The organism is Shigella sp. FC1544 (assembly GCF_001722145.1).
Classification (GTDB): Bacteria; Pseudomonadota; Gammaproteobacteria; order Enterobacterales; family Enterobacteriaceae; genus Escherichia; species Escherichia coli.
On the sequence record NZ_MECT01000499.1, the window covers coordinates 1 to 23,509 of the forward strand.

The following is a 23,509-nucleotide window of genomic DNA, read 5'->3' on the forward strand; positions in this document are numbered from 1 at the left end:
CCTCCGTGGTGGAAATACCGGGGTGTAGCAACAGCTCACCCATGCGGCTCTGACAACGATGTTAACCCGCGTTAAATATCCCACGTTGGCCAGCATCTGTCTCACGGAAAGTCATACTGCCTTACTAATTTTCTCTCTTCAGCACAAATGCCTAATAAAATGGATCGTTCAGCTCACACTTCCACTTATTAAAGTCGCAAATTCCCAATTATGATAACCCCAGCTTTAAATGACGTATTTTGTATGGATTACATATTTACGACATAAATGATAAATGGAGATTTATATGAATAACTCTCGGTTATTCCGTTTGAGCAGAATTGTTATTGCGTTAACTGCCGCCAGCGGCATGATGGTAAATACCGCTAACGCGAAAGAGGAAGCGAAAGCCGCCACTCAATATACCCAACAGGTTAATCAGAATTACGCCAAATCATTACCGTTTAGCGATCGTCAGGATTTTGACGACGCTCAGCGTGGATTTATCGCTCCGCTGCTGGATGAAGGTATTCTGCGCGATGCTAATGGCAAACCATATTATCGCGGGGAAGATTATAAATTTGATATCAATGCGCCCGCGCCCGAAACCGTTAACCCTAGCCTGTGGCGTCAGTCGCAGTTAAACGGTATTTCCGGCCTGTTTAAAGTCACCGACAGAATGTACCAGGTTCGCGGTCAGGATATCTCCAACATCACCTTTATCGAAGGTGATACCGGGATTATTGTCATCGACCCGCTGGTGACGCCACCGAGCGCAAAAGCCGCCCTTGACCTTTACTTCCAAAATCGCCCGCAAAAACCGATTGTTGCGGTTATTTATACCCACAGCCATACCGACCACTATGGCGGCGTGAAAGGCATTATCTCTGAAGCTGATGTGAAATCCGGTAAAGTGCAGGTTATCGCCCCTGCTGGCTTTATGGACGAAGCCATCAGCGAAAACGTACTGGCGGGTAATATTATGAGCCGCCGTGCACTTTACTCCTACGGCCTGCTGCTGGCGCATAACCCTCAGGGTAACATCGGCAATGGTCTTGGCGTAACGCTGGCATCGGGCTACCCGAGCATCATCGCACCGAACAAAACCATCACCAAAACCGGTGAGAAGATGATTATCGACGGCCTGGAGTTTGACTTCCTGATGACCCCAGGTAGCGAAGCACCAGCCGAAATGCACTTCTATATTCCGGCCCTGAAAGCGCTGTGTACCGCCGAGAACGCCACGCATACCCTGCACAACTTCTACACTCTGCGCGGCGCGAAAACCCGCGACACCAGCAAGTGGACCGAGTATCTGAACGAAACGCTGGATATGTGGGGTAACGACGCGGAAGTCCTGTTTATGCCGCACACCTGGCCGGTCCGGGGCAATAAGCATATCAATGATTATATTGGTAAATATCGCGATACTATCAAGTACATTCACGACCAGACCCTGCACCTGGCGAACCAGGGCTACACCATGAATGAAATCGGCGACATGATTAAACTGCCGCCTGCACTTGCCAATAACTGGGCCAGCCGTGGCTATTACGGTTCTGTCAGCCACAACGCCCGCGCGGTGTATAACTTCTATCTTGGCTATTACGACGGTAACCCGGCTAACCTGCATCCGTATGGTCAGGTGGAGATGGGTAAACGTTACGTGCAGGCGCTGGGCGGTTCTGCCCGTGTCATCAGCCTGGCGCAAGAAGCGAACAAGCAAGGTGATTACCGCTGGTCGGCAGAACTGCTGAAACAGGTGATTGCCGCCAACCCGGGTGACCAGGTCGCGAAGAATCTGCAAGCGAATAACTTTGAACAGCTGGGCTATCAGGCCGAGTCCGCCACCTGGCGCGGTTTCTACCTGACCGGCGCGAAAGAGCTGCGCGAAGGGGTGCATAAGTTCAGCCACGGCACCACCGGTTCCCCGGACACCATTCGCGGGATGTCGGTCGAAATGCTGTTCGACTTTATGTCCGTTCGCCTCGATAGCGCGAAAGCTGCGGGTAAAAATATCAGCCTGAACTTCAATATGAGCAACGGCGATAACCTCAACCTGACGCTGAACGATAGCGTGCTTAACTACCGTAAAACACTGCAACCGCAAGCCGACGCCTCTTTCTACATCAGCCGTGAAGATCTGCACGCCGTGCTGACAGGACAAGCCAAAATGGCGGATCTGGTAAAAGCGAAGAAAGCCAAAATTATTGGCAATGGCGCGAAACTGGAAGAAATTATTGCCTGTCTGGATAATTTCGATTTGTGGGTGAATATCGTAACCCCAAATTAATGCCACTCACTTTTGGGGGCGCTTAAGCCCCCAAAAGCATTTATTATAAAAATACATACAATCAATTAATACATAAAATATATAAGTTATGAATGCGGTGGCTGAATAAAGCTATTTTTATTCATCAAGAAAATAGCCATACTGACGCCTTCAATGGATATTGATATTCACTACAGATATTGTTCGCAGCAAACAGGATGTATTTAATATGCCAACAGTTCTCTCTCGCATGGCGATGCAACTCAAAAAAACAGCCTGGATAATTCCCGTCTTCATGGTTTCGGGATGCTCATTATCTCCGGCAATCCCGGTGATCGGCGCTTATTATCCCAGCTGGTTTTTCTGCGCCATTGCCAGCCTTATTTTGACGCTAATCACGAGGCGAATTATTCAGCGGGCAAATATCAATCTGGCATTTGTCGGAATTATTTATACCGCCCTTTTTGCTGTCTACGCCATGCTGTTCTGGCTGGCATTTTTCTAATCTATTTGAGACGCGCTCATGGAAAGTACGCCGAAAAAAGCTCCTCGCAGTAAATTCCCTGCTCTGTTAGTGGTTGCGTTGGCGCTGGTTGCCCTTGTTTTCGTTATCTGGCGCGTAGACAGTGCGCCATCAACTAATGACGCTTACGCGTCAGCAGATACCATTGATGTGGTGCCGGAAGTCAGCGGCCGCATTGTAGAACTGGGGTCACCGACAACCAGGCAGTCAAACAGGGCGATTTGCTGTTCCGCATTGACCCGCGCCCGTACGAAGCCAATCTGGCGAAAGCTGAAGCCTCCCTCGCGGCGCTGGATAAGCAAATTATGCTCACCCAGCGTAGCGTTGACGCCCAACAGTTTGGTGCCGACTCGGTTAATGCCACGGTAGAAAAAGCACGTGCCGCCGCGAAACAGGCCACAGATACATTACGCCGCACCGAGCCATTACTGAAAGAAGGTTTTGTCTCAGCGGAAGATGTTGACCGTGCAAGAACGGCGCAGCGCGCCGCAGAAGCGGATCTTAATGCCGTATTGTTACAGGCGCAGTCAGCCGCCAGCGCCGTCAGCGGCGTGGATGTATTAGTTGCCCAGCGTGCGGCGGTCGAAGCGGATATTGCCCTGACCAAACTGCATCTGGAAATGGCGACCGTTCGCGCGCCGTTTGATGGCCGGGTCATTTCCCTCAAAACCTCCGTCGGGCAATTTGCTTCTGCCATGCGCCCTATTTTTACCCTAATCGACACTCGTCACTGGTACGTGATCGCCAACTTCCGCGAAACCGATCTGAAAAATATTCGCTCAGGTACACCCGCAACGATTCGCCTGATGAGTGACAGCGGCAAAACCTTCGAGGGTAAAGTGGATTCGATTGGCTACGGCGTGCTACCGAATGACGGCGGCCTGGTGCTGGGCGGCCTGCCGAAAGTTTCTCGCTCTATTAACTGGGTCCGCGTTGCCCAGCGTTTTTCGGTCAAAATCATGGTCGATAAACCTGACCCGGAAATGTTCCGCATCGGCGCTTCGGCAGTCGCTAATCTTGAGCCGCAATAATGAGCGCGCTCAACTCCCTGCCATTACCGGTGGTCAGGCTGCTGGCGTTCTTTCATGAAGAGTTAAGCGAGCGGCGACCCGGCCGCGTGCCGCAGATCGTGCAACTCTGGGTAGGCTGCCTGCTGGTGATTCTGATCTCGATGACTTTTGAGATCCCTTTTGTGGCGTTATCGCTGGCAGTGCTGTTTTACGGTATTCAGTCGAACGCGTTTTACACCAAATTTGTGGCGATCTTGTTTGTGGTTGCCACGGTGCTGGAGATCGGCAGCCTGTTTTTGATCTACAAATGGTCATACGGCGAACCGTTGATCCGATTGATCATCGCCGGGCCGATCCTGATGGGCTGCATGTTTTTGATGCGCACCCATCGGCTGGGACTGGTCTTTTTCGCTGTCGCCATTGTCGCCATTTACGGGCAAACCTTCCCCGCCATGCTCGACTATCCGGAAGTGGTCGTGCGCTTAACGCTGTGGTGTATCGTTGTTGGCCTCTATCCAACCTTGCTGATGACGTTAATCGGCGTGCTGTGGTTTCCCAGTCGTGCCATTTCGCAAATGCATCAGGCGCTTAATGATCGGCTTGATGATGCCATTAGTCACCTGACAGACAGCCTCGCACCGCTACCCGAAACGCGGATTGAAAGAGAGGCGCTGGCGCTGCAAAAACTGAATGTCTTTTGTCTCGCGGACGATGCCAACTGGCGAACTCAAAGCGCATGGTGGCAAAGCTGCGTGGCAACGGTAACCTACATTTACTCGACGCTGAATCGCTACGATCCCACCTCTTTTGCTGATTCTCAGGCAATTATTGAATTTCGGCAAAAATTAGCCTCAGAAATCAACAAGCTGCAGCATGCCGTTGCTGAAGGTCAGTGCTGGCAAAGCAACTGGCGGATCAGTGAAAGTGAAGCGGTGGCGGCACGGGAATGTAACCTGGAGAATATCTGCCAGACGTTGTTACAACTGGGCCAGATGAACCCGAATACGCCGCCAACGCCCGCCGCCAAACCGCCATCAATGGTCGCCGATGCTTTTACCAATCCAGACTATATACGCTACGCGGTAAAAACATTGCTCGCCTGTTTGATCTGTTACACCTTTTACAGCGGCGTGGACTGGGAAGGCATTCACACCTGTATGCTGACCTGCGTGATCGTCGCTAATCCAAATGTCGGTTCGTCGTACCAGAAGATGGTGCTGCGTTTTGGCGGGGCCTTTTGCGGCGCGATTCTGGCGCTGTTATTCACGCTACTGGTCATGCCCTGGCTGGACAATATTGTCGAATTGCTGTTTGTGCTGGCACCGATTTTCCTGTTGGGCGCATGGATTGCCACCAGCTCTGAACGCTCTTCTTATATCGGCACACAGATGGTCGTCACCTTCGCGCTCGCCACGCTCGAAAACGTTTTTGGCCCAGTGTACGACCTGGTGGAAATTCGCGATCGCGCCCTGGGTATCATCATTGGTACCGTGGTGTCCGCGGTGATTTACACCTTTGTCTGGCCTGAAAGTGAAGCGCGCACTCTGCCGCAAAAACTAGCCGGTGCGCTGGGTATGCTAAGTAAAGTAATGCGGATCCCACGCCAGCAGGAAGTCACGGCTCTGCGCACTTATCTGCAAATTCGTATAGGTCTGCATGCGGCGTTTAATGCCTGTGAAGAGATGTGCCAACGCGTGGCGCTGGAGCGTCAACTGGACAGCGAAGAACGCGCCTTACTGATTGAACGTTCGCAAACGGTTATTCGTCAGGGCCGCGATCTTCTTCACGCCTGGGATGCCACCTGGAACTCGGCGCAGGCGCTGGATAACGCACTACAGCCGGACAGAGCAGGTCAGTTTGCCGACGCCCTGGAAAAATACGCTGCCGGTCTGGCAACCGCACTCAGCTGTTCTCCTCAAATAACGCTTGAAGAGACACCCGCCTCGCAGGCCATCCTGCCCACCTTATTAAAACAGGAGCAACACGTCTGCCAGCTTTTCGCCCGCTTGCCAGACTGGACAGCCCCGGCATTAACGCCCGCCACGGAACAGGCACAAGGAGCCACGCAATGATCAATCGTCAACTTTCACGTCTGCTGTTGTGCAGCATTCTCGGCAGCACGACGCTGATTTCCGGCTGTGCCCTGGTACGTAAGGATTCTGCACCTCATCAACAGCTCAAACCGGAACAAATCAAACTGGCCGACGATATTCATCTTGCCAGCTCCGGCTGGCCGCAGGCGCAGTGGTGGAAACAACTCAATGACCCGCAGCTGGATGCGCTGATCCAACGGACGCTAAGTGGTTCACACACCCTCGCCGAAGCGAAACTGCAGGAAGAAAAAGCGCAGTCCCAGGCCGATTTGTTAGATGCCGGTTCACAATTACAGGTCGCAGCGTTAGGGATGCTCAACCGCCAACGCGTCTCGGCGAACGGCTTTTTAAGCCCTTATGCGATGGATGCGCCCTCACTGGGTATGGACGGGCCGTACTATACGGAAGCCACAGTAGGTTTGTTTGCCGGACTGGATCTTGATTTGTGGGGTGTGCATCGCTCAGCGGTTGCCGCCGCCATTGGCGCGCATAATGCCGCGCTGGCAGAAACCGCAGCAGTAGAGCTATCGCTGACCACGGGCGTAGCGCAGCTTTATTACAGTATGCAGGCCAGCTATCAGATGCTCGATCTGTTAGAACAAACTCGCGATGTGATTGATTACGCGGTGAAAGCGCACCAGAGTAAAGTGGCGCACGGTCTGGAAGCACAAGTGCCTTTCCACGGCGCGCGGGCACAGATTCTGGCGGTCGATAAACAAATTGCTGCCGTCAAAGGGCAAATCACCGAAACGCGAGAATCTCTGCGTGCATTGATTGGCGCGGGGGCCAGCGATATGCCGGAGATCAAACCGGTGGCATTACCACGAGTCCAGACCGGCATTCCGGCGACACTCTCTTATGAGTTGCTCGCCAGACGCCCGGATCTGCAAGCCATGCGCTGGTATGTTCAGGCGTCATTAGATCAGGTGGATTCCGCGCGGGCACTGTTCTACCCGAGCTTTGATATCAAAGCGTTTTTCGGTCTGGACTCCATCCACCTGGATACCTTATTCAAAAAAAACAGTCGCCAGTTCAACTTCATCCCGGGTCTGAAATTGCCGCTGTTTGACGGTGGACGGTTGAATGCCAATCTCGAAGGCACTCGCGCCGCCAGCAACATGATGATTGAACGTTACAACCAGTCAGTACTGAACGCGGTGCGTGACGTTGCCGTCAACGGCACGCGTCTGCAAACGCTCAACGACGAACGAGAAATGCAGGCTGAACGCGTGGAAGCAACGCGCTTCACCCAGCGCGCTGCCGAGGCCGCCTATCAGCGCGGCTTAACCAGCCGCTTACAGGCCACCGAAGCCCGGTTGCCAGTGCTTGCCGAAGAGATGTCATTACTGATGCTGGACAGCCGCCGGGTGATCCACAGCATTCAGTTGATGAAATCGCTGGGCGGCGGGTATCAGGCGGCTCCCGTCGTCGAGAAAAAATAAAATGTCTGCCGCGTGATGGCTGTCACGCGGTATTTCGTTTCGTCACGTCAAAACTGACGACAGCCTGTTTTTCGTCAGAGTTTTGAATAAATAGTGCCCGTAATATCAGGGAATGACCCCAAATAAAATGTGGCATAAAAGATGCGTACTGTAGTCGAGAGCGCGTATGCGTGATTTGATTAACTGGAGCGAGACCGATGAAAAAAGTCGTCACGGTTTGCCCCTATTGCGCATCAGGTTGCAAAATCAACCTGGTCGTCGATAACGGCAAAATCGTCCGGGCGGAGGCAGCGCAGGGGAAAACCAACCAGGGTACCCTGTGTCTGAAGGGTTATTATGGCTGGGACTTCATTAACGATACCCAGATCCTGACCCCGCGCCTGAAAACCCCCATGATCCGTCGCCAGCGTGGCGGCAAACTCGAACCTGTTTCCTGGGATGAGGCACTGAATTACGTTGCCGAGCGCCTGAGCGCCATCAAAGAGAAGTACGGTCCGGATGCCATCCAGACGACCGGCTCCTCGCGTGGTACGGGTAACGAAACCAACTATGTAATGCAAAAATTTGCGCGCGCCGTTATTGGTACCAATAACGTTGACTGCTGCGCTCGTGTCTGACACGGCCCATCGGTTGCAGGTCTGCACCAATCGGTCGGTAATGGCGCAATGAGCAATGCTATTAACGAAATTGATAATACCGATTTAGTGTTCGTTTTCGGGTACAACCCGGCGGATTCCCACCCAATCGTGGCGAATCACGTAATTAACGCTAAACGTAACGGGGCGAAAATTATCGTCTGCGATCCGCGCAAAATTGAAACCGCGCGCATTGCTGACATGCACATTGCACTGAAAAACGGCTCGAACATCGCGCTGTTGAATGCGATGGGCCATGTCATTATTGAAGAAAATCTGTACGACAAAGCGTTCGTCGCTTCCCGTACAGAAGGCTTTGAAGAGTATCGTAAAATCGTTGAAGGCTACACGCCGGAGTCGGTTGAAGATATCACCGGCGTCAGCGCCAGTGAGATTCGTCAGGCGGCACGGATGTATGCCCAGGCGAAAAGCGCCGCCATCCTGTGGGGCATGGGTGTAACCCAGTTCTACCAGGGCGTGGAAACCGTGCGTTCTCTGACCAGCCTCGCGATGCTGACCGGTAACCTCGGTAAGCCGCATGCGGGTGTAAACCCGGTTCGTGGTCAGAACAACGTGCAGGGTGCCTGCGATATGGGCGCGCTGCCGGATACGTATCCGGGATACCAGTACGTGAAAGATCCGGCTAACCGCGAGAAATTCGCCAAAGCCTGGGGCGTGGAAAGCCTGCCTGCTCATACCGGCTATCGCATCAGCGAGCTGCCGCACCGCGCAGCGCATGGCGAAGTGCGTGCCGCGTACATTATGGGCGAAGATCCGCTGCAAACTGATGCGGAGCTGTCGGCAGTACGTAAAGCCTTTGAAGATCTGGAACTGGTCATCGTTCAGGACATCTTTATGACCAAAACCGCGTCGGCGGCGGATGTCATTTTGCCGTCAACGTCGTGGGGCGAGCATGAAGGCGTGTTTACTGCGGCTGACCGTGGCTTCCAGCGTTTCTTCAAAGCAGTTGAACCGAAATGGGATCTGAAAACGGACTGGCAAATCATCAGTGAAATCGCCACCCGTATGGGTTATCCGATGCACTACAACAACACCCAGGAGATCTGGGATGAGTTGCGTCATCTGTGCCCGGATTTCTACGGTGCGACTTACGAGAAAATGGGCGAACAGGGCTTCATTCAGTGGCCTTGCCGCGATACTTCAGATGCCGATCAGGGGACTTCTTATCTGTTTAAAGAGAAGTTTGATACCCCGAACGGTCTGGCGCAGTTCTTCACCTGCGACTGGATAGCGCCAATCGACAAACTCACCGACGAGTACCCGATGGTACTGTCAACGGTGCGTGAAGTTGGTCACTACTCTTGCCGTTCGATGACCGGTAACTGTGCGGCACTGGCGGCGCTGGCTGATGAACCTGGCTACGCACAAATCAATACCGAAGACGCCAAACGTCTGGGTATTGAAGATGAGGCATTGGTTTGGGTGCACTCGCGTAAAGGCAAAATTATCACCCGTGCGCAGGTCAGCGATCGTCCGAACAAAGGGGCGATTTACATGACCTACCAGTGGTGGATTGGTGCCTGTAACGAGCTGGTTACCGAAAACTTAAGCCCGATTACGAAAACGCCGGAATACAAATACTGCGCCGTGCGCGTCGAGCCGATCGCCGATCAGCGCGCCGCCGAGCAGTACGTGATTGACGAGTACAACAAGTTGAAAACTCGCCTGCGCGAAGCGGCACTGGCGTAATACAGTCCTTTCTACAGCCTCCTTTCGGAGGCTGTTTTTTTATCCATTCGAACTCTTTATACTGGTTACTCCCTACCCAATCGTATTATCAAAATGAAAAAAATTATCGCATTGATGTTGTTTTTGACATTCTTTGCCCACGCCAACGACTCCGAGCCTGGCAGCCAGTATTTAAAGGCAGCAGAGGCCGGGGACCGACGCGCACAATATTTTCTTGCCGACAGCTGGTTTAGCTCCGGCGATTTGAGCAAAGCCGAATATTGGGCACAGAAAGCCACCGACAGCGGTGATGCTGATGCCTGCGCGCTGTTGGCGCAGATCAAAATCACCAATCCGGTCAGTCTGGACTATCCACAAGCAAAAGTTCTTGCAGAGAAAGCGGCGCAAGCGGGCAGTAAAGAAGGTGAAGTAACGCTGGCGCATATTCTGGTAAATACTCAAGCGGGTAAACCGGATTATCCAAAGGCGATTTCGCTGTTAGAAAAGCCTCGGAAGATCTGGAGAACGACTCTGCCGTCGATGCCCAAATGCTGCTTGGTTTGATTTACGCCAACGGCGTGGGCATTAAGGCCGACGATGACAAGGCAACCTGGTATTTCAAACGCAGCTCTGCAATTTCCCGAACCGGTTATTCCGAGTACTGGGCGGGAATGATGTTCTTAAACGGTGAAGAAGGTTTTATCGAGAAGAACAAACAAAAGGCGCTGCACTGGTTGAACCTGAGCTGTATGGAAGGGTTTGATACCGGGTGTGAAGAGTTTGAAAAATTAACCAACGGTTAAGGTAGGCCTGATAAGACGCGTTAAGCGTCGCATCAGGCGTTGATGTCGGATGCGGCGTAAACGCCTTATCCGACCTACAAAATCACGCTAAATCAGGCTATTGCGCTGTCTGGCGTAGGCCTGATAAGACGCACCAGCGTCGCATCAGGCATCCACACATTGCCGGGTGGATAACCCCGGCAATCTTCAATTATTGATCCGCAGTTTTATCAAATTTGCCCAGCACTTCACGCTCATAAGCCAGCGCCTTTTTGCGGTCAAATTTGTGTTCCCACTTGGCAATCACCAGCACCGCCAGCGCATTACCCACCACGTTCAGCGCAGTACGCGCCATGTCGAGGATACGGTCAACACCAGCAATAAACGCCAGACCTTCCAGCGGAATACCTACGCTACCCAGCGTTGCCAGCAACACCACAAACGACACGCCCGGCACGCCAGCAATCCCTTTCGAGGTCACCATCAGCGTCAGCACCAGAATGATTTCCTGCCAGATGGACAGGTCAATGCCATACAGCTGAGCGATGAAAATAGCGGCAATACTTTGATACAGCGTCGAACCATCAAGGTTAAAAGAGTAACCGGTCGGCACCACGAAGCTGGTGATCGACGCCGGTGCTCCGTAGGCTTCCATCTTCTCAATAATTCGCGGCAGTACGCTTTCAGAGCTGGCAGTGGAGTACGCCAGAATCAGCTCATCTTTCAGAATACGAATCAGGATCCAGACGCTTAACCCGCACAGGCGCGCCACAATTCCCAGCACTACCAGCGCGAAGAACAGAATGGCGAAATGCATCAGCAGCACCAGTTTCGCCAGTGGCCACAGAGAAGAGAAACCAAAGTTAGCCACCGTCACCGCAATCAGCGCAAACACACCCACCGGTGCATAACGCATCACCATGTGAGTCACTTTAAACATGGTTTCAGAGATGGAGCGGAACACGGTCACCAGCGGTTCACGATGCGTCGCGGGCAGGGAGGAAAGCCCCAGACCAAACAGCACCGAGAAGAAGATGATCGGCAGCATTTCGCCTTTCGCCATCGACGCCACAATGTTCGTCGGCACCAGCGACAAAATCGTGCCCATAATGCCGTGGGAACTGCTTTGTACCGCTTCCGTAGTGCTCTGATATTTCGAGATATCGACGGTCGCCAGCTGCGACATATCCACCCCGGCACCGGGCTGGAAGACGTTCGCCAGAGTGATCCCCAAAATGATGGCGACGGTGGTGATCACCTCGAAGTAAATAATGGTTTTCGCGCCAATACGCCCGAGCTGTTTGGCATCACCCACACCCGCGATACCCACCACCAGCGTGGAGATCACAATCGGCACAACAATCATTTTAATCAGATGGATGAAGATATCACCCGCCGGAGAGAGCAAATTGACGACCAGCCAGTCGCGGCTGTCGCTATGGTAGTGCAGGTAGCTTCCCAGGAGAATGCCCAGCACCATAGCAAACAGAATCTGCCAGGCCAGGCTGAATTTTATATTTTTCATCAGAATAACTTCCTCAATGGAGCGCCGTTCCCCGTTCAGAAACGCGAGAACGTGACATACTGCCAGGGCATGAATTGTGTTGCGTTGGTTTGTAGATTTTTTTAACGCTTATGATCAGTATCATTTGCGCGGTATGTTGCGCAACCCTTTAACAACAGAGCTTTTCGCTGCATTAATGCATAATAACGCGAGTTTATGTCAGGATTAATGAATAACCATTTGTTATGGAAAGATTTTTATTTGTTTAATCTGCAATAATACTGATTAGTGATTATTTTTGGCATATGTTCATTCGATTATTTTTTATGCAGCTCAATAACATAATCTTCATCACCAGATGATTAATCCGATCTCCGCTGCAACAATTTCGCCATATTAATCGACTCGACCAGCTGTGTCCGGTTGATCCGGGGTGAGTTGAGATCCATCACTTTTTGCCATAGTTCGATGGCTTGCGCGTAATTCGCCTGCATAAACGCATCGGAAGCCAGCAGCATCAGAGCGGTGATTTCGTTAGAGTCCAGCGCGAGGGCTTTGTCGATCATTGCGCGAGTCTGGGCGGTCATATGCTGGCTGGCCTGGTAATAAAGCACCGTCGCCAGCGCCGTATACAGTTCAGCGTTCTCACCACGTAGTTGCAACGCCTGACGGTACGCCAGCAGCGAATTGCTGTAATCGTTTTGCCACAGATAGTACTCGCCCAGTAACGCCCATTGTTCGCTGTTTTGTGGATTAGCGCGGATTTTATCCTGCAATGCCTGAAGCTGCGCTTCCGGGGTTTGCTGGCTGGCAAACTGATGTAGCGGATCGCGCTGACGCTGATATTCCGCATGTACCGCCTGCCATTTTGGACTTAACAGATAACTGCCGACACAGAGAAATACCATCAAAATCGTGAGTGCTGTCAGCATTTTCACCGGTATTTTGGGCTCTTTCATCGCTTCGCCCTCACTCGCCAGAGGATCAGTGCCATCAGCAGTAACAACACCACTGGCAGCGCCCACAACACCAGCGTCTGACCCGTTAACGGTGGGTTATAGCGAACAAAATCTCCGTAGCGTTCGGTCATCCAGCCAATGATTTCGACTTCGTTCTTCCCCTCCGCCACCATGCTGTAAACCTGATGGCGCATACTGACTGCCACCGGCGCGTTGGATTCCAGTAAATTTTGATTCTGGCACTGCGGACAACGTAACTGGCTGGCAATATTTAACGCCTGTTGCTGTTGTTGCGGATTGGCGAATTGCCAGGTGTCTACGACCTGAGCGCGCGCAAAACAGGTAAATAACAGCAGTAGCGTGAGAAGTCCTTTATTCATCGCGCTTCCTCCCCCGCCATCCGCTTAACAATGCGCCCGCAATCATCAACAATCCTCCCCCCCAGATCCAGCGCACACCGCTTTGTACATACAAGCGAAAAGCGTAACGATCCGCTCCGGTTTTTTCACCCATGACCGCATACCAGTCATGGATGCCGTTCCAGCGAATTGACGGTTCCATCATTTGCTGACGACGTGCTTCGTAAAAACGCCGCTCCGGCATCAGTTCACCAATGCGTTGCTGATGGTCAAACAGTGCCACTATCGCTTTTTCGCTGGTGTAATTGCCTTTGGCTTGCAGATCGAGGCGCTCAAAACGGAAGGTGTATCCTGCCAGCGTCACCTGCTGACCCGGCTGTAAATTCAGGCTGATCTCCTGACGGCTGACGCTGGAAACCACGATCCCAGCGGCAAATAACAGCACGCCCGCATGAGCTACCAGCGCCGGAAGCTGCACGCGTTTGCCAGAGACAAACGTCGCCAGCACAATCACCACCAGCATCAACAGACCAAACGGTAACGTCGCGCGGTTAAAATACGGCGCGCCAACGGAGAGGCGTCCCCAGCCCAGCAGACCGTAAATCATCGGATAAAGCGTTCCCACCAGCACGATCAGTAGCACTGCGCAAAACAGCAACAGCGTAGCGAGGATTAACATTTCCCGCGATAACCCCGAAAAACGCACCGCCGGGCCACCGTCCCGCGCTCGCCAGCCATACAGAGCCAGAGACGCAAGGCTAATCAGTGCAAACAGGCTGAACAACGGCACGGCGCGGACGTTATCCAGCGCGAACGCATGAACCGAAACCAGAATGCCAGAACGGACAATTAAGGTGCCCAGCAGCGACAGCATCAGAGTAACTATCGCCAGTAACAGCGACCAGTGGCGAAAAATCCCCCGCTGGCGTGTCAGGGATAAACTGTGCAGCAGCGCAGTGGCAGAAAGCCAGGGTAATAAAGAGGCATTTTCCACCGGATCCCAGAACCACCAGCCGCCCCAGCCGAGTTCGCAGTAGGCCCACCAGGAACCGAGGATGATCCCCGCCGTTAATGCACTCCAGCCAGGTAACGCCCAGCGCCAGCAAATTCGGGCGCTGGCCGCATCAAACTCGCCGCGCAGTAGACTCGCCAGCGCCACGCTCGCCGCTACCATCAAACCGCCATAGCCAAGGTAAAGCAGCGGTGGATGAAAGATAAGACCGGGATGTTGCAGCATCGGATTGAGATCGCGGCCTTCGATTGCTGGTGGAAATATCCGCACGAAGGGATCGGACCACAGCACCACAAACAGTAGCAGTGCGGCGAGCATGAGAGATAAAACGGCTAGCGTCAGCGGAAATAGCGGATCGGTTTGCTGCCGATAATGCCAGGCAAACAGCGCGCTCCAGGCGGAAAGCAGCAGCACCCAAAGCAGCAGCGAACCTTCATGACCGCCCCACACCGCCGCCAGTTTGAGTTCCCACGACAGCAGGCTGTAGCTATGTTGGGCGACATAAATGACCGAGAAATCGCTGATGAGAAAACAATACGTCAGTACGCCAAAGGCGAGCAGCAGGAGCGCGAACTGCGCCAGAATGCCGATGCAAGTGAGTCGCATCATGGCAGGCCAGCGCAACCGCACTCCCGCAAAGGCCGTCAACGGGGTCAACACGTTGACCCCGAGACTTAACAACAACGCCAGAAAACCGACTTCAGGAAGGAATACGTCCAGAAACCACCTCTTTTCTGGCTTACGCCACCGTCAACTGTCCGGCGTAGAGAATGAAAAAGCGCAGCATCAACACGCCGACCAGACTGGCCCCACACGCCGCCAGCACGGCAGGAATGCCGGAACTGCGATTGACCCACGATTTGAGCAACATTGGCACAATCAGCCCCAGCCCGGCGACACCAAGCCAGAACCACCACGTCCAGAAACCGCCACCTAATGCCGCCACCAGCGCACGAACTTTACCGTCATCGCCCAGCGCCAGACCGACAAAAAACGCCACCAGCAGGAAGATTTCACCCCATACCACGGGGATTTCCATCCGGTGAACAAAGTGCGCTTCCGTGGAATGCGGGTTACTGCGTTGGCGTATCGCCATGGCGATCAGCGCCACCGCCGCACCGGACGAGATGCCGGAGAAGAGGAACAGCACCGGCAGGATCGGGTTATTGAGGAACGGATACGATTTCAGCGCCGACAGCAGAAAGCCGGTATAAGCCCCCAGCAGCACCGCCAACACCAGCATCAGCGTTTCCAGTCCGCGATGAGCGGGCGTCAGCAGGCTCAGAACCTTTTGCACGATCCCCAGCTTCGGCAACCAGCGTTGTTGCAGGGCAAGCAAATCATGTTCAAAGATTTTCGCCAGCCACAGCACCAGCACCAGCATGTAAAGCTGAAACAGCATCACCCCCATCGACATCACCGAGGTAAAACTGTAGTGGAACATCAGCTTCCAGAAGGTCCACGGTCTTGTCAGGTGGAAGACGAGGATCAACAGACCGAGGATCACCGCGCCCGGCCCGACAATCAGCGTGGTGCGCAGCAACGTACTGTCTGCACCGCCCGCCTGCGGGTAGAAGCGACGTAACAGCACGGCCAGCGTCACCAGACCGGCAGAAATACCAATCAAAAACAGGTAGATGGCAATCGGCCAGTCCCACACCAGCGATTCAAAATGAAATGCGGAAGTCTGCGTCATTGGCTCACCTCCCCGTATTTAAACGGTACGCGGTACAGCTTCGGTTTGGTTCCCAGCGCCAGCTTGTAGCGGTAAGTAGGCTTCTGGCGCAGCAGTTGCGAAATCTCACTGTTAGGATCGTCCAGATTGCCAAACGTCAGCGCCTTCGTCGGGCAAGCCTCAACGCACGCGGGCAGCTTACCGGCCTGCAAATTGGTTTTACGGCAGAAATCGCATTTGTCCGCCGTCTTCGTGACCGGATGGATAAAGCGCACGCGGTACGGACAGGCGGCGATGCAGTACTGACAACCGACGCAGAGATCAGGATTAACATCGACAATCCCGCTAGCGGCATCACGAAAAGACGCACCGGTCGGGCAGACGTCAACGCACGGCGCATGATCGCAGTGCTGGCAAGACTTACGGAAGAAGCGATATTTCACATCAGGAAATTCGCCCTGCGGCTCGCTACGAATAATCGTCAGGCGCGAGACGCCTTCCGGCACCTTGTTCACTTCTCGACAAGCATCCATACAGGCGGTACAGCCGATGCATAACGACTCGTCATGCACCATGCCGTAACGCACCCCATTGATATTCAACGTTTTCGCCACCACGCGCCCTGCGGTGCCGCTGACGGCTGCCAGCACGCCGACGCCGGTGAGAAACTGGCGACGAGACCAGGTCATGGCTGCTCCTTAAGCAACGGAACAGACGCCGGGTTAAAGTTCGGATTGGTGCGCTGATCGCTGTGGCAATCGACGCAAATCTTAATCCGTCCTTTGTCACTTAACGTCTGCATCGTATCTTGCTGTGGATGCAGGGAATGGCAGCTGGCGCACGCCACTTTGGTTACGTGGACATCGTGCGGCCAGAACGCTTTTTGCAACTGTTCCGGCAGATGACAGGACATACAGACGCTGTTCTGCTCTCCGACCTTGTACATCGGCTCGTTAAAGCGCATCACATCTTTCACCCCTTCGCGGTGTTGCGGTGATGGCTGGCCGTGACAGTTGGTGCAGGTGACCGGCAATTTGTTATTCGGGTTGATAACGGAAGCATGTTTGCCATGCATACCTTCGGTATCTGGTTTATGACAGTCCAGACAGGCGGCATCCGGGTTACGCTGCTGGGTAACTTCGTAGCGATCACCAGATGCCTGCGCCGCAGGGGTAGCGGTAATTCCGTTCAGGCTCCACAACAGGCCCGACGCCAGCACCCCAGCAGTTAATAACGAACGTAATACGCTCATATTCACTCCATTGTGTTTTCCGCCCCTTGCGAGGCGGAACGGGGTTATTGGCTTAACAGACCGTTTTTACGTGCCTGTTCTTCCCACTGCGGGATCACCGTTTTGATGAAGTCCTGCTTCTCGGCCTTGATTTGTTCCATGTTCAGGCCAATGGCCTGCTGGGCTTTCTCTTTGGTTGAGATATCCGGGATCTGGATTTCATGGGTGATGCCTTTGGTCGCCAGCAGGCGCGCCAGTTTGGTGCGTGCATCCGCCGCTTTATCCATCGCCGTACCGAGCATCCGTAAACCTTCTTCCGGTGCGTGCATATGAATGCCGTGGGAAGCGATCGCCAGATCCCAGCGCCACTGGGCATGACGGATATCGTCCTGAATTGGCTTCATTTCAGCTTCCGTCGCGCCTGCATCCAGCGCTGCTTTCGCTTCGAAGTGAGCGTGAACCAGTTGATCTTCAACCTTGATTTTCAGGTCGTTAATCGACTGCTTACGTTCCGCGACCACTTTTTGCAAGGCAGCTTTGTCCTGGGTATGGCAGTTCGCACAAGTCTGGGCGAAGTTATCAAACGGATTACCAATTTTATGGTCGGTGTAGAGTTTGCCTTCGGCGTTCTGCACTTTTGGCATATGGCAGTCGATACAGGTCACGTTGTTTTTACCGTGAATGCCCGCTGTCCAGGTTTCATATTCCGGGTGCTGCGCTTTCAGCATTGGCGTTTTCGACAGGGAGTTAGTCCAGTCAGAGAAGGCAATTTTGTCGTAATACTGCTCCATATTTTCGACTTTCATGCCGTCATCCCACGGGAATTTAACCGCTTTGTTTTTGCCGTCGAAGTAATACTCCACATGGCACTGACCGCAAACCATCGATTGCTGGTCGAAACGTCCGGCTTTCTCAAAAGGTTTACCAATGGCTTCCATCGCGCGAGCCGCATACGGGCGGGAAAGGGTTAACTCCGGTTTGCCTTTGGCGAACTCTGGTGAGGCGGTGTTATGGCAGTCGGCACAACCTAAGTTGTTGACGATTTCCGGGCCGCCGCGCGCCCACTTACCGTGGAAGTAGCCATCTTCGCCGTCTTTCTGGATCAGACGCGCCACATCCGGGCTTTTACAACTCCAGCACGCCATCGGTAGCGGACCATCTTCAGCGTTTTTCGGCGCACCGGTACGCAGGGTTTCACGCACATCGGTCACAGCAAAGGCATGTCCACGCGGCTTGTTGTAATCGCGCGAGAAGGGATACCCCACCCACAGGATCACCAGCCGTGGATCTTCCGCCAGGGCGTCAACACGCTCTGACTGTTCCGAGGTGGCTTTCCAGGAGAGATATTGATCGGGATGCTGCGGGGCAAAGGTTTCATTCTTCGCTTCCACAGTTACAGGTTTTGCGGGAGCTGCCGTTTGTTCAGCGTGAACAGAAGTGAAAAAGAAAAAAGGAATCAATAAGCTGAAGATACGGCGTGCGTTTATTTTTATCCTTGTCATAGGGGCTTCATCCGAATTGCGCCATTGTTGCAATGGCGGTTTTTATTGTTTTTCACGACAGTAACCGCACCTACACTGTCATGACATTGCTCGCCCCTATGTGTAACAAATAACCACACTGTGAATGTTGTCTTTAATCAATTGTAAGTGCATGTAAAATACCACTTTAGAGTTAGTCAGTATCTTCCTCTTTTTCAACAGCATGCATAACTGCATGTTCCTCAAAGAATTAATCAACTTTTGTTGCTGACCTTCAAAAATTACCCTGCCGTTTATTTGCACAATTCTACTTTTGCGTGATCTGTCGCCCAAATACTAAACAAAACTGCCAATACCCCTACATTTAACGCTTATGCCACATATTATTAACATTCTACAAGGAGAACAAAAGCATGAGCCAAATTCACAAACACACCATTCCTGCCAACATCGCAGACCGTTGCCTGATAAACCCTCAGCAGTACGAGGCAATGTATCAACAATCTATTAACGTACCTGATACCTTCTGGGGCGAACAGGGAAAAATTCTTGACTGGATCAAACCTTACCAGAAGGTGAAAAACACCTCCTTTGCCCCCGGTAATGTGTCCATTAAATGGTACGAGGACGGCACGCTGAATCTGGCGGCAAACTGCCTTGACCGCCATCTGCAAGAAAACGGCGATCGTACCGCCATCATCTGGGAAGGCGACGACGCCAGCCAGAGCAAACATATCAGCTATAAATAGCTGCACCGCGACGTCTGCCGCTTCGCCAATACCCTGCTCGAGCTGGGCATTAAAAAAGGTGATGTGGTGGCGATTTATATGCCGATGGTGCCGGAAGCCGCGGTTGCGATGCTGGCCTGCGCCCGCATTGGCGCGGTGCATTCGGTGATTTTCGGCGGCTTCTCGCCGGAAGCCGTTGCCGGGCGCATTATTGATTCCAACTCACGACTGGTGATCACTTCCGACGAAGGTGTGCGTGCCGGGCGCAGTATTCCGCTGAAGAAAAACGTTGATGACGCGCTGAAAAACCCGAACGTCACCAGCGTAGAGCATGTGGTGGTACTGAAGCGTACTGGCGGGAAAATTGACTGGCAGGAAGGGCGCGACCTGTGGTGGCACGACCTGGTTGAGCAAGCGAGCGATCAGCACCAGGCGGAAGAGATGAACGCCGAAGATCCGCTGTTTATTCTCTACACCTCCGGTTCTACCGGTAAGCCAAAAGGTGTGCTGCATACTACCGGCGGTTATCTGGTGTACGCGGCGCTGACCTTTAAATATGTCTTTGATTATCATCCGGGTGATATCTACTGGTGCACCGCCGATGTGGGCTGGGTGACCGGACACAGTTACTTGCTGTACGGCCCGCTGGCCTGCGGTGCGACCACGCTGATGTTTGAAGGCGTACCCAACTGGCCGACGCCTGCCCGTATGGCGCAGGTGGTGGACAAGCATCAGGTCAATATTCTCTATACCGCACCCACGGCGATCCGCGCGCTGATGGCGGAAGGCGATAAAGCGATCGAGGGTACCGACCGTTCGTCGCTGCGCATTCTCGGTTCCGTGGGCGAGCCAATTAACCCGGAAGCGTGGGAGTGGTACTGGAAAAAAATCGGCAACGAGAAATGTCCGGTGGTCGATACCTGGTGGCAGACCGAAACTGGCGGTTTCATGATCACGCCACTGCCTGGCGCTACCGAGCTGAAAGCCGGTTCGGCAACACGTCCGTTCTTCGGCGTGCAACCGGCGCTGGTCGATAACGAAGGTAACCCGCTGGAAGGCGCTACCGAAGGCAGCCTGGTGATCACCGACTCCTGGCCGGGTCAGGCGCGTACGCTGTTTGGCGATCTCGAACGTTTTGAACAGACCTACTTCTCCACCTTCAAAAATATGTATTTCAGCGGCGACGGCGCGCGTCGCGATGAAGATGGCTATTACTGGATCACCGGGCGTGTGGACGACGTGCTGAACGTCTCCGGTCACCGTCTGGGGACGGCAGAGATTGAGTCGGCGCTGGTGGCGCATCCGAAGATTGCCGAAGCCGCCGTAGTAGGTATTCCGCACAATATTAAAGGTCAGGCGATCTACGCCTACGTCACGCTTAATCACGGGGAGGAACCGTCACCAGAACTGTACGCAGAAGTCCGCAACTAGGTGCGTAAAGAGATTGGCCCGCTGGCGACGCCAGACGTGCTGCACTGGACCGACTCCCTGCCTAAAACCCGCTCCGGCAAAATTATGCGCCGTATTCTGCGCAAAATTGCGGCGGGCGATACCAGCAACCTGGGCGATACCTCGACGCTTGCCGATCCTGGCGTAGTCGAGAAGCTGCTTGAAGTGAAGCAGGCTATCGCGATGCCATCGTAACCCACAATTGCCGGATGCGAGTCGGTAACGGTTTGTAGGCCTGATAAGACGCGACAGCGTCGCATCAGGCATTGATTGCCGGATGCGGCGTAAACGCCTTATCCGGCCTACATTCGGCAAGGGTTACCCGAGCGTTAACCTTCTCCCATAAGGGAGCGGGAATTAAAACAATCCCTACATTACCTCTGGAGAATCTGTGATGAATGGCACTATTTATCAGCGGATAGAAGACAATGCGCATTTCAGGGAGTTAGTCGAAAAACGGCAACGGTTTGCCACCATCCTGTCGATTATTATGCTGGCAGTTTATATCGGCTTTATTTTACTGATCGCCTTCGCGCCCGGCTGGCTGGGCACGCCGCTGAATCCGAACACCAGCGTCACACGCGGTATTCCAATTGGTGTTGGAGTGATTGTGATCTCCTTTGTTCTCACCGGTATCTACATCTGGCGGGCGAACGGCGAATTCGACCGTCTTAATAATGAAGTCCTGCATGAGGTACAAGCATCATGAAAAGAGTTCTGACGGCGCTTGCCGCCACACTCCCTTTCGCAGCTAACGCCGCGGATGCTATTAGCGGGGCCGTAGAGCGCCAGCCAACGAACTGGCAGGCGATTATTATGTTCCTGATTTTCGTCGTGTTTACGCTCGGCATTACCTACTGGGCATCAAAACGCGTACGTTCTCGTAGCGACTACTACACGGCAGGCGGCAATATCACAGGCTTCCAGAACGGGCTGGCGATTGCCGGTGACTATATGTCCGCCGCCTCATTTTTGGGGATCTCCGCGCTGGTGTTTACCTCCGGCTATGACGGCTTAATTTACTCGCTGGGCTTCCTGGTGGGCTGGCCGATCATTTTGTTCCTGATTGCCGAACGTCTGCGTAACCTGGGACGCTACACCTTTGCCGATGTAGCCTCTTACCGCCTGAAACAAGGGCCGATTCGTATTCTTTCGGCCTGTGGTTCTCTGGTGGTGGTGGCGCTTTACCTTATCGCCCAGATGGTAGGCGCAGGTAAACTGATCGAGCTGCTGTTTGGCCTTAACTATCACATTGCGGTGGTGCTGGTCGGCGTGCTGATGATGATGTACGTCCTGTTCGGCGGCATGCTGGCGACCACCTGGGTGCAAATTATTAAAGCCGTGCTGTTGCTGTTCGGTGCCAGCTTTATGGCCTTTATGGTGATGAAACACGTCGGCTTTAGCTTCAATAATCTGTTCAGCGAAGCGATGGCGGTACACCCGAAAGGTGTCGACATCATGAAGCCGGGCGGGCTGGTGAAAGATCCGATCTCCGCGCTCTCTCTGGGTCTGGGACTGATGTTTGGTACGGCGGGCTTGCCGCACATTCTGATGCGCTTCTTTACAGTCAGCGATGCCCGCGAAGCACGTAAGAGCGTGTTCTACGCCACCGGGTTTATGGGCTACTTCTATATTCTGACCTTTATTATCGGCTTCGGCGCGATCATGCTGGTTGGTGCGAATCCGGAATATAAAGACGCGGCGGGCCATCTGATTGGTGGTAACAACATGGCGGCCGTTCACCTGGCGAATGCAGTGGGCGGCAACCTGTTCCTCGGTTTTATTTCAGCGGTTGCTTTCGCCACTATCCTCGCGGTGGTTGCGGGTCTGACGCTGGCGGGCGCATCCGCGGTTTCGCATGACTTGTACGCTAACGTCTTCAAAAAAGGTGCGACCGAACGTGAAGAACTGCGGGTATCGAAAATCACCGTCCTGATTTTGGGTGTGATTACGATTATCCTCGGCGTGCTGTTTGAGAATCAGAACATCGCCTTTATGGTAGGCCTTGCGTTTGCCATCGCGGCGAGCTGTAACTTCCCGATCATTCTGCTTTCCATGTACTGGTCGAAACTGACTACCCGTGGCACGATGCTGGGCGGCTGGCTGGGGCTGATTACCGCAGTGGTGCTGATGATCCTCGGCCCGACTATTTGGGTACAGATCCTCGGTCACGAAAAAGCCATCTTCCCGTATGAATACCCGGCGCTGTTCTCTATCAGCGTGGCATTCCTCGGCATCTGGTTCTTCTCGGCAACCGATAACTCAGCGGAAGGTGCGCGCGAGCGTGAACTGTTCCGTGCGCAGTTTATCCGCTCCCAGACCGGCTTTGGCGTTGAGCAAGGCCGCGCACATTAATCTCTCCCCTTCCCCGGTCGCCTGACCGGGGAATACTCTTCCTCTCCAGCATGGGTAATGACTCCAACTTACTGATAGTGTTTTATGTTCAGATAATGCCCGATGACCTTGTCATGCAGCTCCACCGATTTTGAGAACGACAGTGACTTCCGTCCCAGCCTTGCCAGATGTTGTCTCAGATTCAGATTATGTCGCTCAATGCGCTGAGTGTAACGCTTGCTGATAACGTGCAGCTTTCCCTTCAGGCGTGATTCATACAGCGGCCAGCCATCCGTCATCCATACCACGACCTCAAAGGCCGACAGCAGGCTCAGAAGACGCTCCAGTGTGG

16 protein-coding genes and 3 pseudogenes are annotated in these 23,509 nt (G+C 53.5%); 10 read left to right on the forward strand and 9 right to left on the reverse strand.

The window, feature by feature from the left end:
- Window positions 1-286: 286 nt before the first annotated feature.
- The 7 genes and pseudogenes from yjcS (at window position 287) to yjcO (ending at window position 10,446) form a co-directional block, all read left to right on the forward strand.
- The gene (gene yjcS, locus BGK49_RS18920; RefSeq protein ID WP_001066003.1) at window positions 287-2,272 is read left to right on the forward strand and encodes an alkyl sulfatase YjcS; all 1,986 of its coding nucleotides are present in this window, start codon (window positions 287-289) and stop codon (window positions 2,270-2,272) included.
- A gap of 208 nt (window positions 2,273-2,480) precedes the next feature.
- Entirely contained in the window at window positions 2,481-2,756 is a 276-nt protein-coding gene (locus BGK49_RS18925) for a YtcA family lipoprotein (RefSeq protein ID WP_004988094.1), read from the forward strand.
- Between the two features lie 18 nt (window positions 2,757-2,774).
- Window positions 2,775-3,805: pseudogene (gene mdtN, locus BGK49_RS18930) on the forward strand (multidrug efflux transporter periplasmic adaptor subunit MdtN).
- The gene (gene mdtO, locus BGK49_RS18935; protein WP_001275142.1) at window positions 3,805-5,856 is read left to right on the forward strand and encodes a multidrug efflux transporter permease subunit MdtO; all 2,052 of its coding nucleotides are present in this window, start codon (window positions 3,805-3,807) and stop codon (window positions 5,854-5,856) included. The pseudogene mdtN and the gene mdtO overlap by 1 nt, the downstream one beginning before the upstream one ends.
- Window positions 5,853-7,319: a multidrug efflux transporter outer membrane subunit MdtP gene (gene mdtP / locus BGK49_RS18940; protein ID WP_046891665.1), complete on the forward strand. Its 1,467-nt coding sequence runs from the start codon at window positions 5,853-5,855 to the stop codon at window positions 7,317-7,319. Before mdtO ends, mdtP begins: the two co-directional genes overlap by 4 nt.
- A gap of 197 nt (window positions 7,320-7,516) precedes the next feature.
- Window positions 7,517-9,664 carry a formate dehydrogenase subunit alpha gene (gene fdhF / locus BGK49_RS18950; RefSeq protein ID WP_077897533.1) on the forward strand — a complete coding sequence of 716 codons (2,148 nt, stop codon included), beginning with the start codon at window positions 7,517-7,519 and terminating at the stop codon, window positions 9,662-9,664.
- 93 nt (window positions 9,665-9,757) lie between these two features.
- Window positions 9,758-10,446: pseudogene (gene yjcO / locus BGK49_RS18955) on the forward strand (Sel1 family TPR-like repeat protein YjcO).
- 190 nt (window positions 10,447-10,636) lie between these two features.
- Here yjcO and gltP read toward each other — a convergent pair.
- The 8 genes from gltP to nrfA form a co-directional block, all read right to left on the reverse strand.
- Window positions 10,637-11,950, reverse strand: coding sequence for a glutamate/aspartate:proton symporter GltP (gene gltP / locus BGK49_RS18960; RefSeq protein WP_000789585.1), 1,314 nt, complete (start codon window positions 11,948-11,950; stop codon window positions 10,637-10,639).
- A gap of 341 nt (window positions 11,951-12,291) precedes the next feature.
- Window positions 12,292-12,888 carry a heme lyase NrfEFG subunit NrfG gene (gene nrfG / locus BGK49_RS18965; RefSeq protein ID WP_000662604.1) on the reverse strand — a complete coding sequence of 199 codons (597 nt, stop codon included), beginning with the start codon at window positions 12,886-12,888 and terminating at the stop codon, window positions 12,292-12,294.
- A complete protein-coding gene (nrfF, locus tag BGK49_RS18970; protein WP_001032546.1) occupies window positions 12,885-13,268 on the reverse strand; it encodes a heme lyase NrfEFG subunit NrfF in 384 nt (127 codons plus the stop codon). Before nrfF ends, nrfG begins: the two co-directional genes overlap by 4 nt.
- Window positions 13,261-14,979 carry a heme lyase CcmF/NrfE family subunit gene (locus BGK49_RS18975; RefSeq protein WP_071821661.1) on the reverse strand — a complete coding sequence of 573 codons (1,719 nt, stop codon included), beginning with the start codon at window positions 14,977-14,979 and terminating at the stop codon, window positions 13,261-13,263. The genes nrfF and BGK49_RS18975 overlap by 8 nt, the downstream gene beginning before the upstream one ends.
- Window positions 14,980-14,998: 19 nt before the next feature.
- Complete coding sequence (gene nrfD, locus BGK49_RS18980) at window positions 14,999-15,955, reverse strand: cytochrome c nitrite reductase subunit NrfD (RefSeq protein WP_000195158.1); 957 nt, start codon at window positions 15,953-15,955, stop codon at window positions 14,999-15,001.
- On the reverse strand, window positions 15,952-16,623 hold the full coding sequence (nrfC, locus tag BGK49_RS18985) for a cytochrome c nitrite reductase Fe-S protein (protein ID WP_000220281.1): 672 nt from the start codon (window positions 16,621-16,623) through the stop codon (window positions 15,952-15,954). The genes nrfD and nrfC overlap by 4 nt, the downstream gene beginning before the upstream one ends.
- Window positions 16,620-17,186, reverse strand: a complete 567-nt coding sequence (gene nrfB, locus BGK49_RS18990; RefSeq protein WP_001296647.1) for a cytochrome c nitrite reductase pentaheme subunit — start codon at window positions 17,184-17,186, stop codon at window positions 16,620-16,622. The genes nrfC and nrfB overlap by 4 nt, the downstream gene beginning before the upstream one ends.
- Window positions 17,187-17,230: 44 nt before the next feature.
- Window positions 17,231-18,667, reverse strand: coding sequence for an ammonia-forming nitrite reductase cytochrome c552 subunit (gene nrfA / locus BGK49_RS18995; protein WP_005045745.1), 1,437 nt, complete (start codon window positions 18,665-18,667; stop codon window positions 17,231-17,233).
- A gap of 392 nt (window positions 18,668-19,059) precedes the next feature.
- Between nrfA and acs the strand changes: the two are divergent.
- The 3 genes and pseudogenes from acs (at window position 19,060) to actP (ending at window position 23,178) form a co-directional block, all read left to right on the forward strand.
- Window positions 19,060-21,018, forward strand: a pseudogene (acs, locus tag BGK49_RS30550) (acetate--CoA ligase).
- A gap of 199 nt (window positions 21,019-21,217) precedes the next feature.
- Entirely contained in the window at window positions 21,218-21,532 is a 315-nt protein-coding gene (locus BGK49_RS19015; protein WP_001014565.1) for a DUF485 domain-containing protein, read from the forward strand.
- Complete coding sequence (gene actP / locus BGK49_RS19020) at window positions 21,529-23,178, forward strand: cation/acetate symporter ActP (protein ID WP_000832577.1); 1,650 nt, start codon at window positions 21,529-21,531, stop codon at window positions 23,176-23,178. The genes BGK49_RS19015 and actP overlap by 4 nt, the downstream gene beginning before the upstream one ends.
- Before the next feature lie 68 nt (window positions 23,179-23,246).
- Here the strand turns inward: actP and BGK49_RS19025 are convergent.
- Window positions 23,247-23,509: IS1 family transposase (locus BGK49_RS19025; protein WP_000317683.1), on the reverse strand; the 263-nt coding region annotated here is incomplete at its 5' end.

Bases quoted from the DNA above. Each gene is read 5' to 3' on its own strand.
- yjcS (WP_001066003.1), top strand. From the start codon at position 287: ATGAATAACTCTCGGTTATTCCGTTTGAGCAGAATTGTTATTGCGTTA.
- BGK49_RS18925 (WP_004988094.1), top strand. From the start codon at position 2,481: ATGCCAACAGTTCTCTCTCGCATGGCGATGCAACTCAAAAAAACAGCC.
- mdtO (WP_001275142.1), top strand. From the start codon at position 3,805: ATGAGCGCGCTCAACTCCCTGCCATTACCGGTGGTCAGGCTGCTGGCG.
- mdtP (WP_046891665.1), top strand. From the start codon at position 5,853: ATGATCAATCGTCAACTTTCACGTCTGCTGTTGTGCAGCATTCTCGGC.
- gltP (WP_000789585.1), bottom strand. From the start codon at position 11,950: ATGAAAAATATAAAATTCAGCCTGGCCTGGCAGATTCTGTTTGCTATG.
- nrfG (WP_000662604.1), bottom strand. From the start codon at position 12,888: ATGAAAGAGCCCAAAATACCGGTGAAAATGCTGACAGCACTCACGATT.
- nrfF (WP_001032546.1), bottom strand. From the start codon at position 13,268: ATGAATAAAGGACTTCTCACGCTACTGCTGTTATTTACCTGTTTTGCG.
- nrfD (WP_000195158.1), bottom strand. From the start codon at position 15,955: ATGACGCAGACTTCCGCATTTCATTTTGAATCGCTGGTGTGGGACTGG.
- nrfC (WP_000220281.1), bottom strand. From the start codon at position 16,623: ATGACCTGGTCTCGTCGCCAGTTTCTCACCGGCGTCGGCGTGCTGGCA.
- nrfB (WP_001296647.1), bottom strand. From the start codon at position 17,186: ATGAGCGTATTACGTTCGTTATTAACTGCTGGGGTGCTGGCGTCGGGC.
- nrfA (WP_005045745.1), bottom strand. From the start codon at position 18,667: ATGACAAGGATAAAAATAAACGCACGCCGTATCTTCAGCTTATTGATT.
- BGK49_RS19015 (WP_001014565.1), top strand. From the start codon at position 21,218: ATGAATGGCACTATTTATCAGCGGATAGAAGACAATGCGCATTTCAGG.
- actP (WP_000832577.1), top strand. From the start codon at position 21,529: ATGAAAAGAGTTCTGACGGCGCTTGCCGCCACACTCCCTTTCGCAGCT.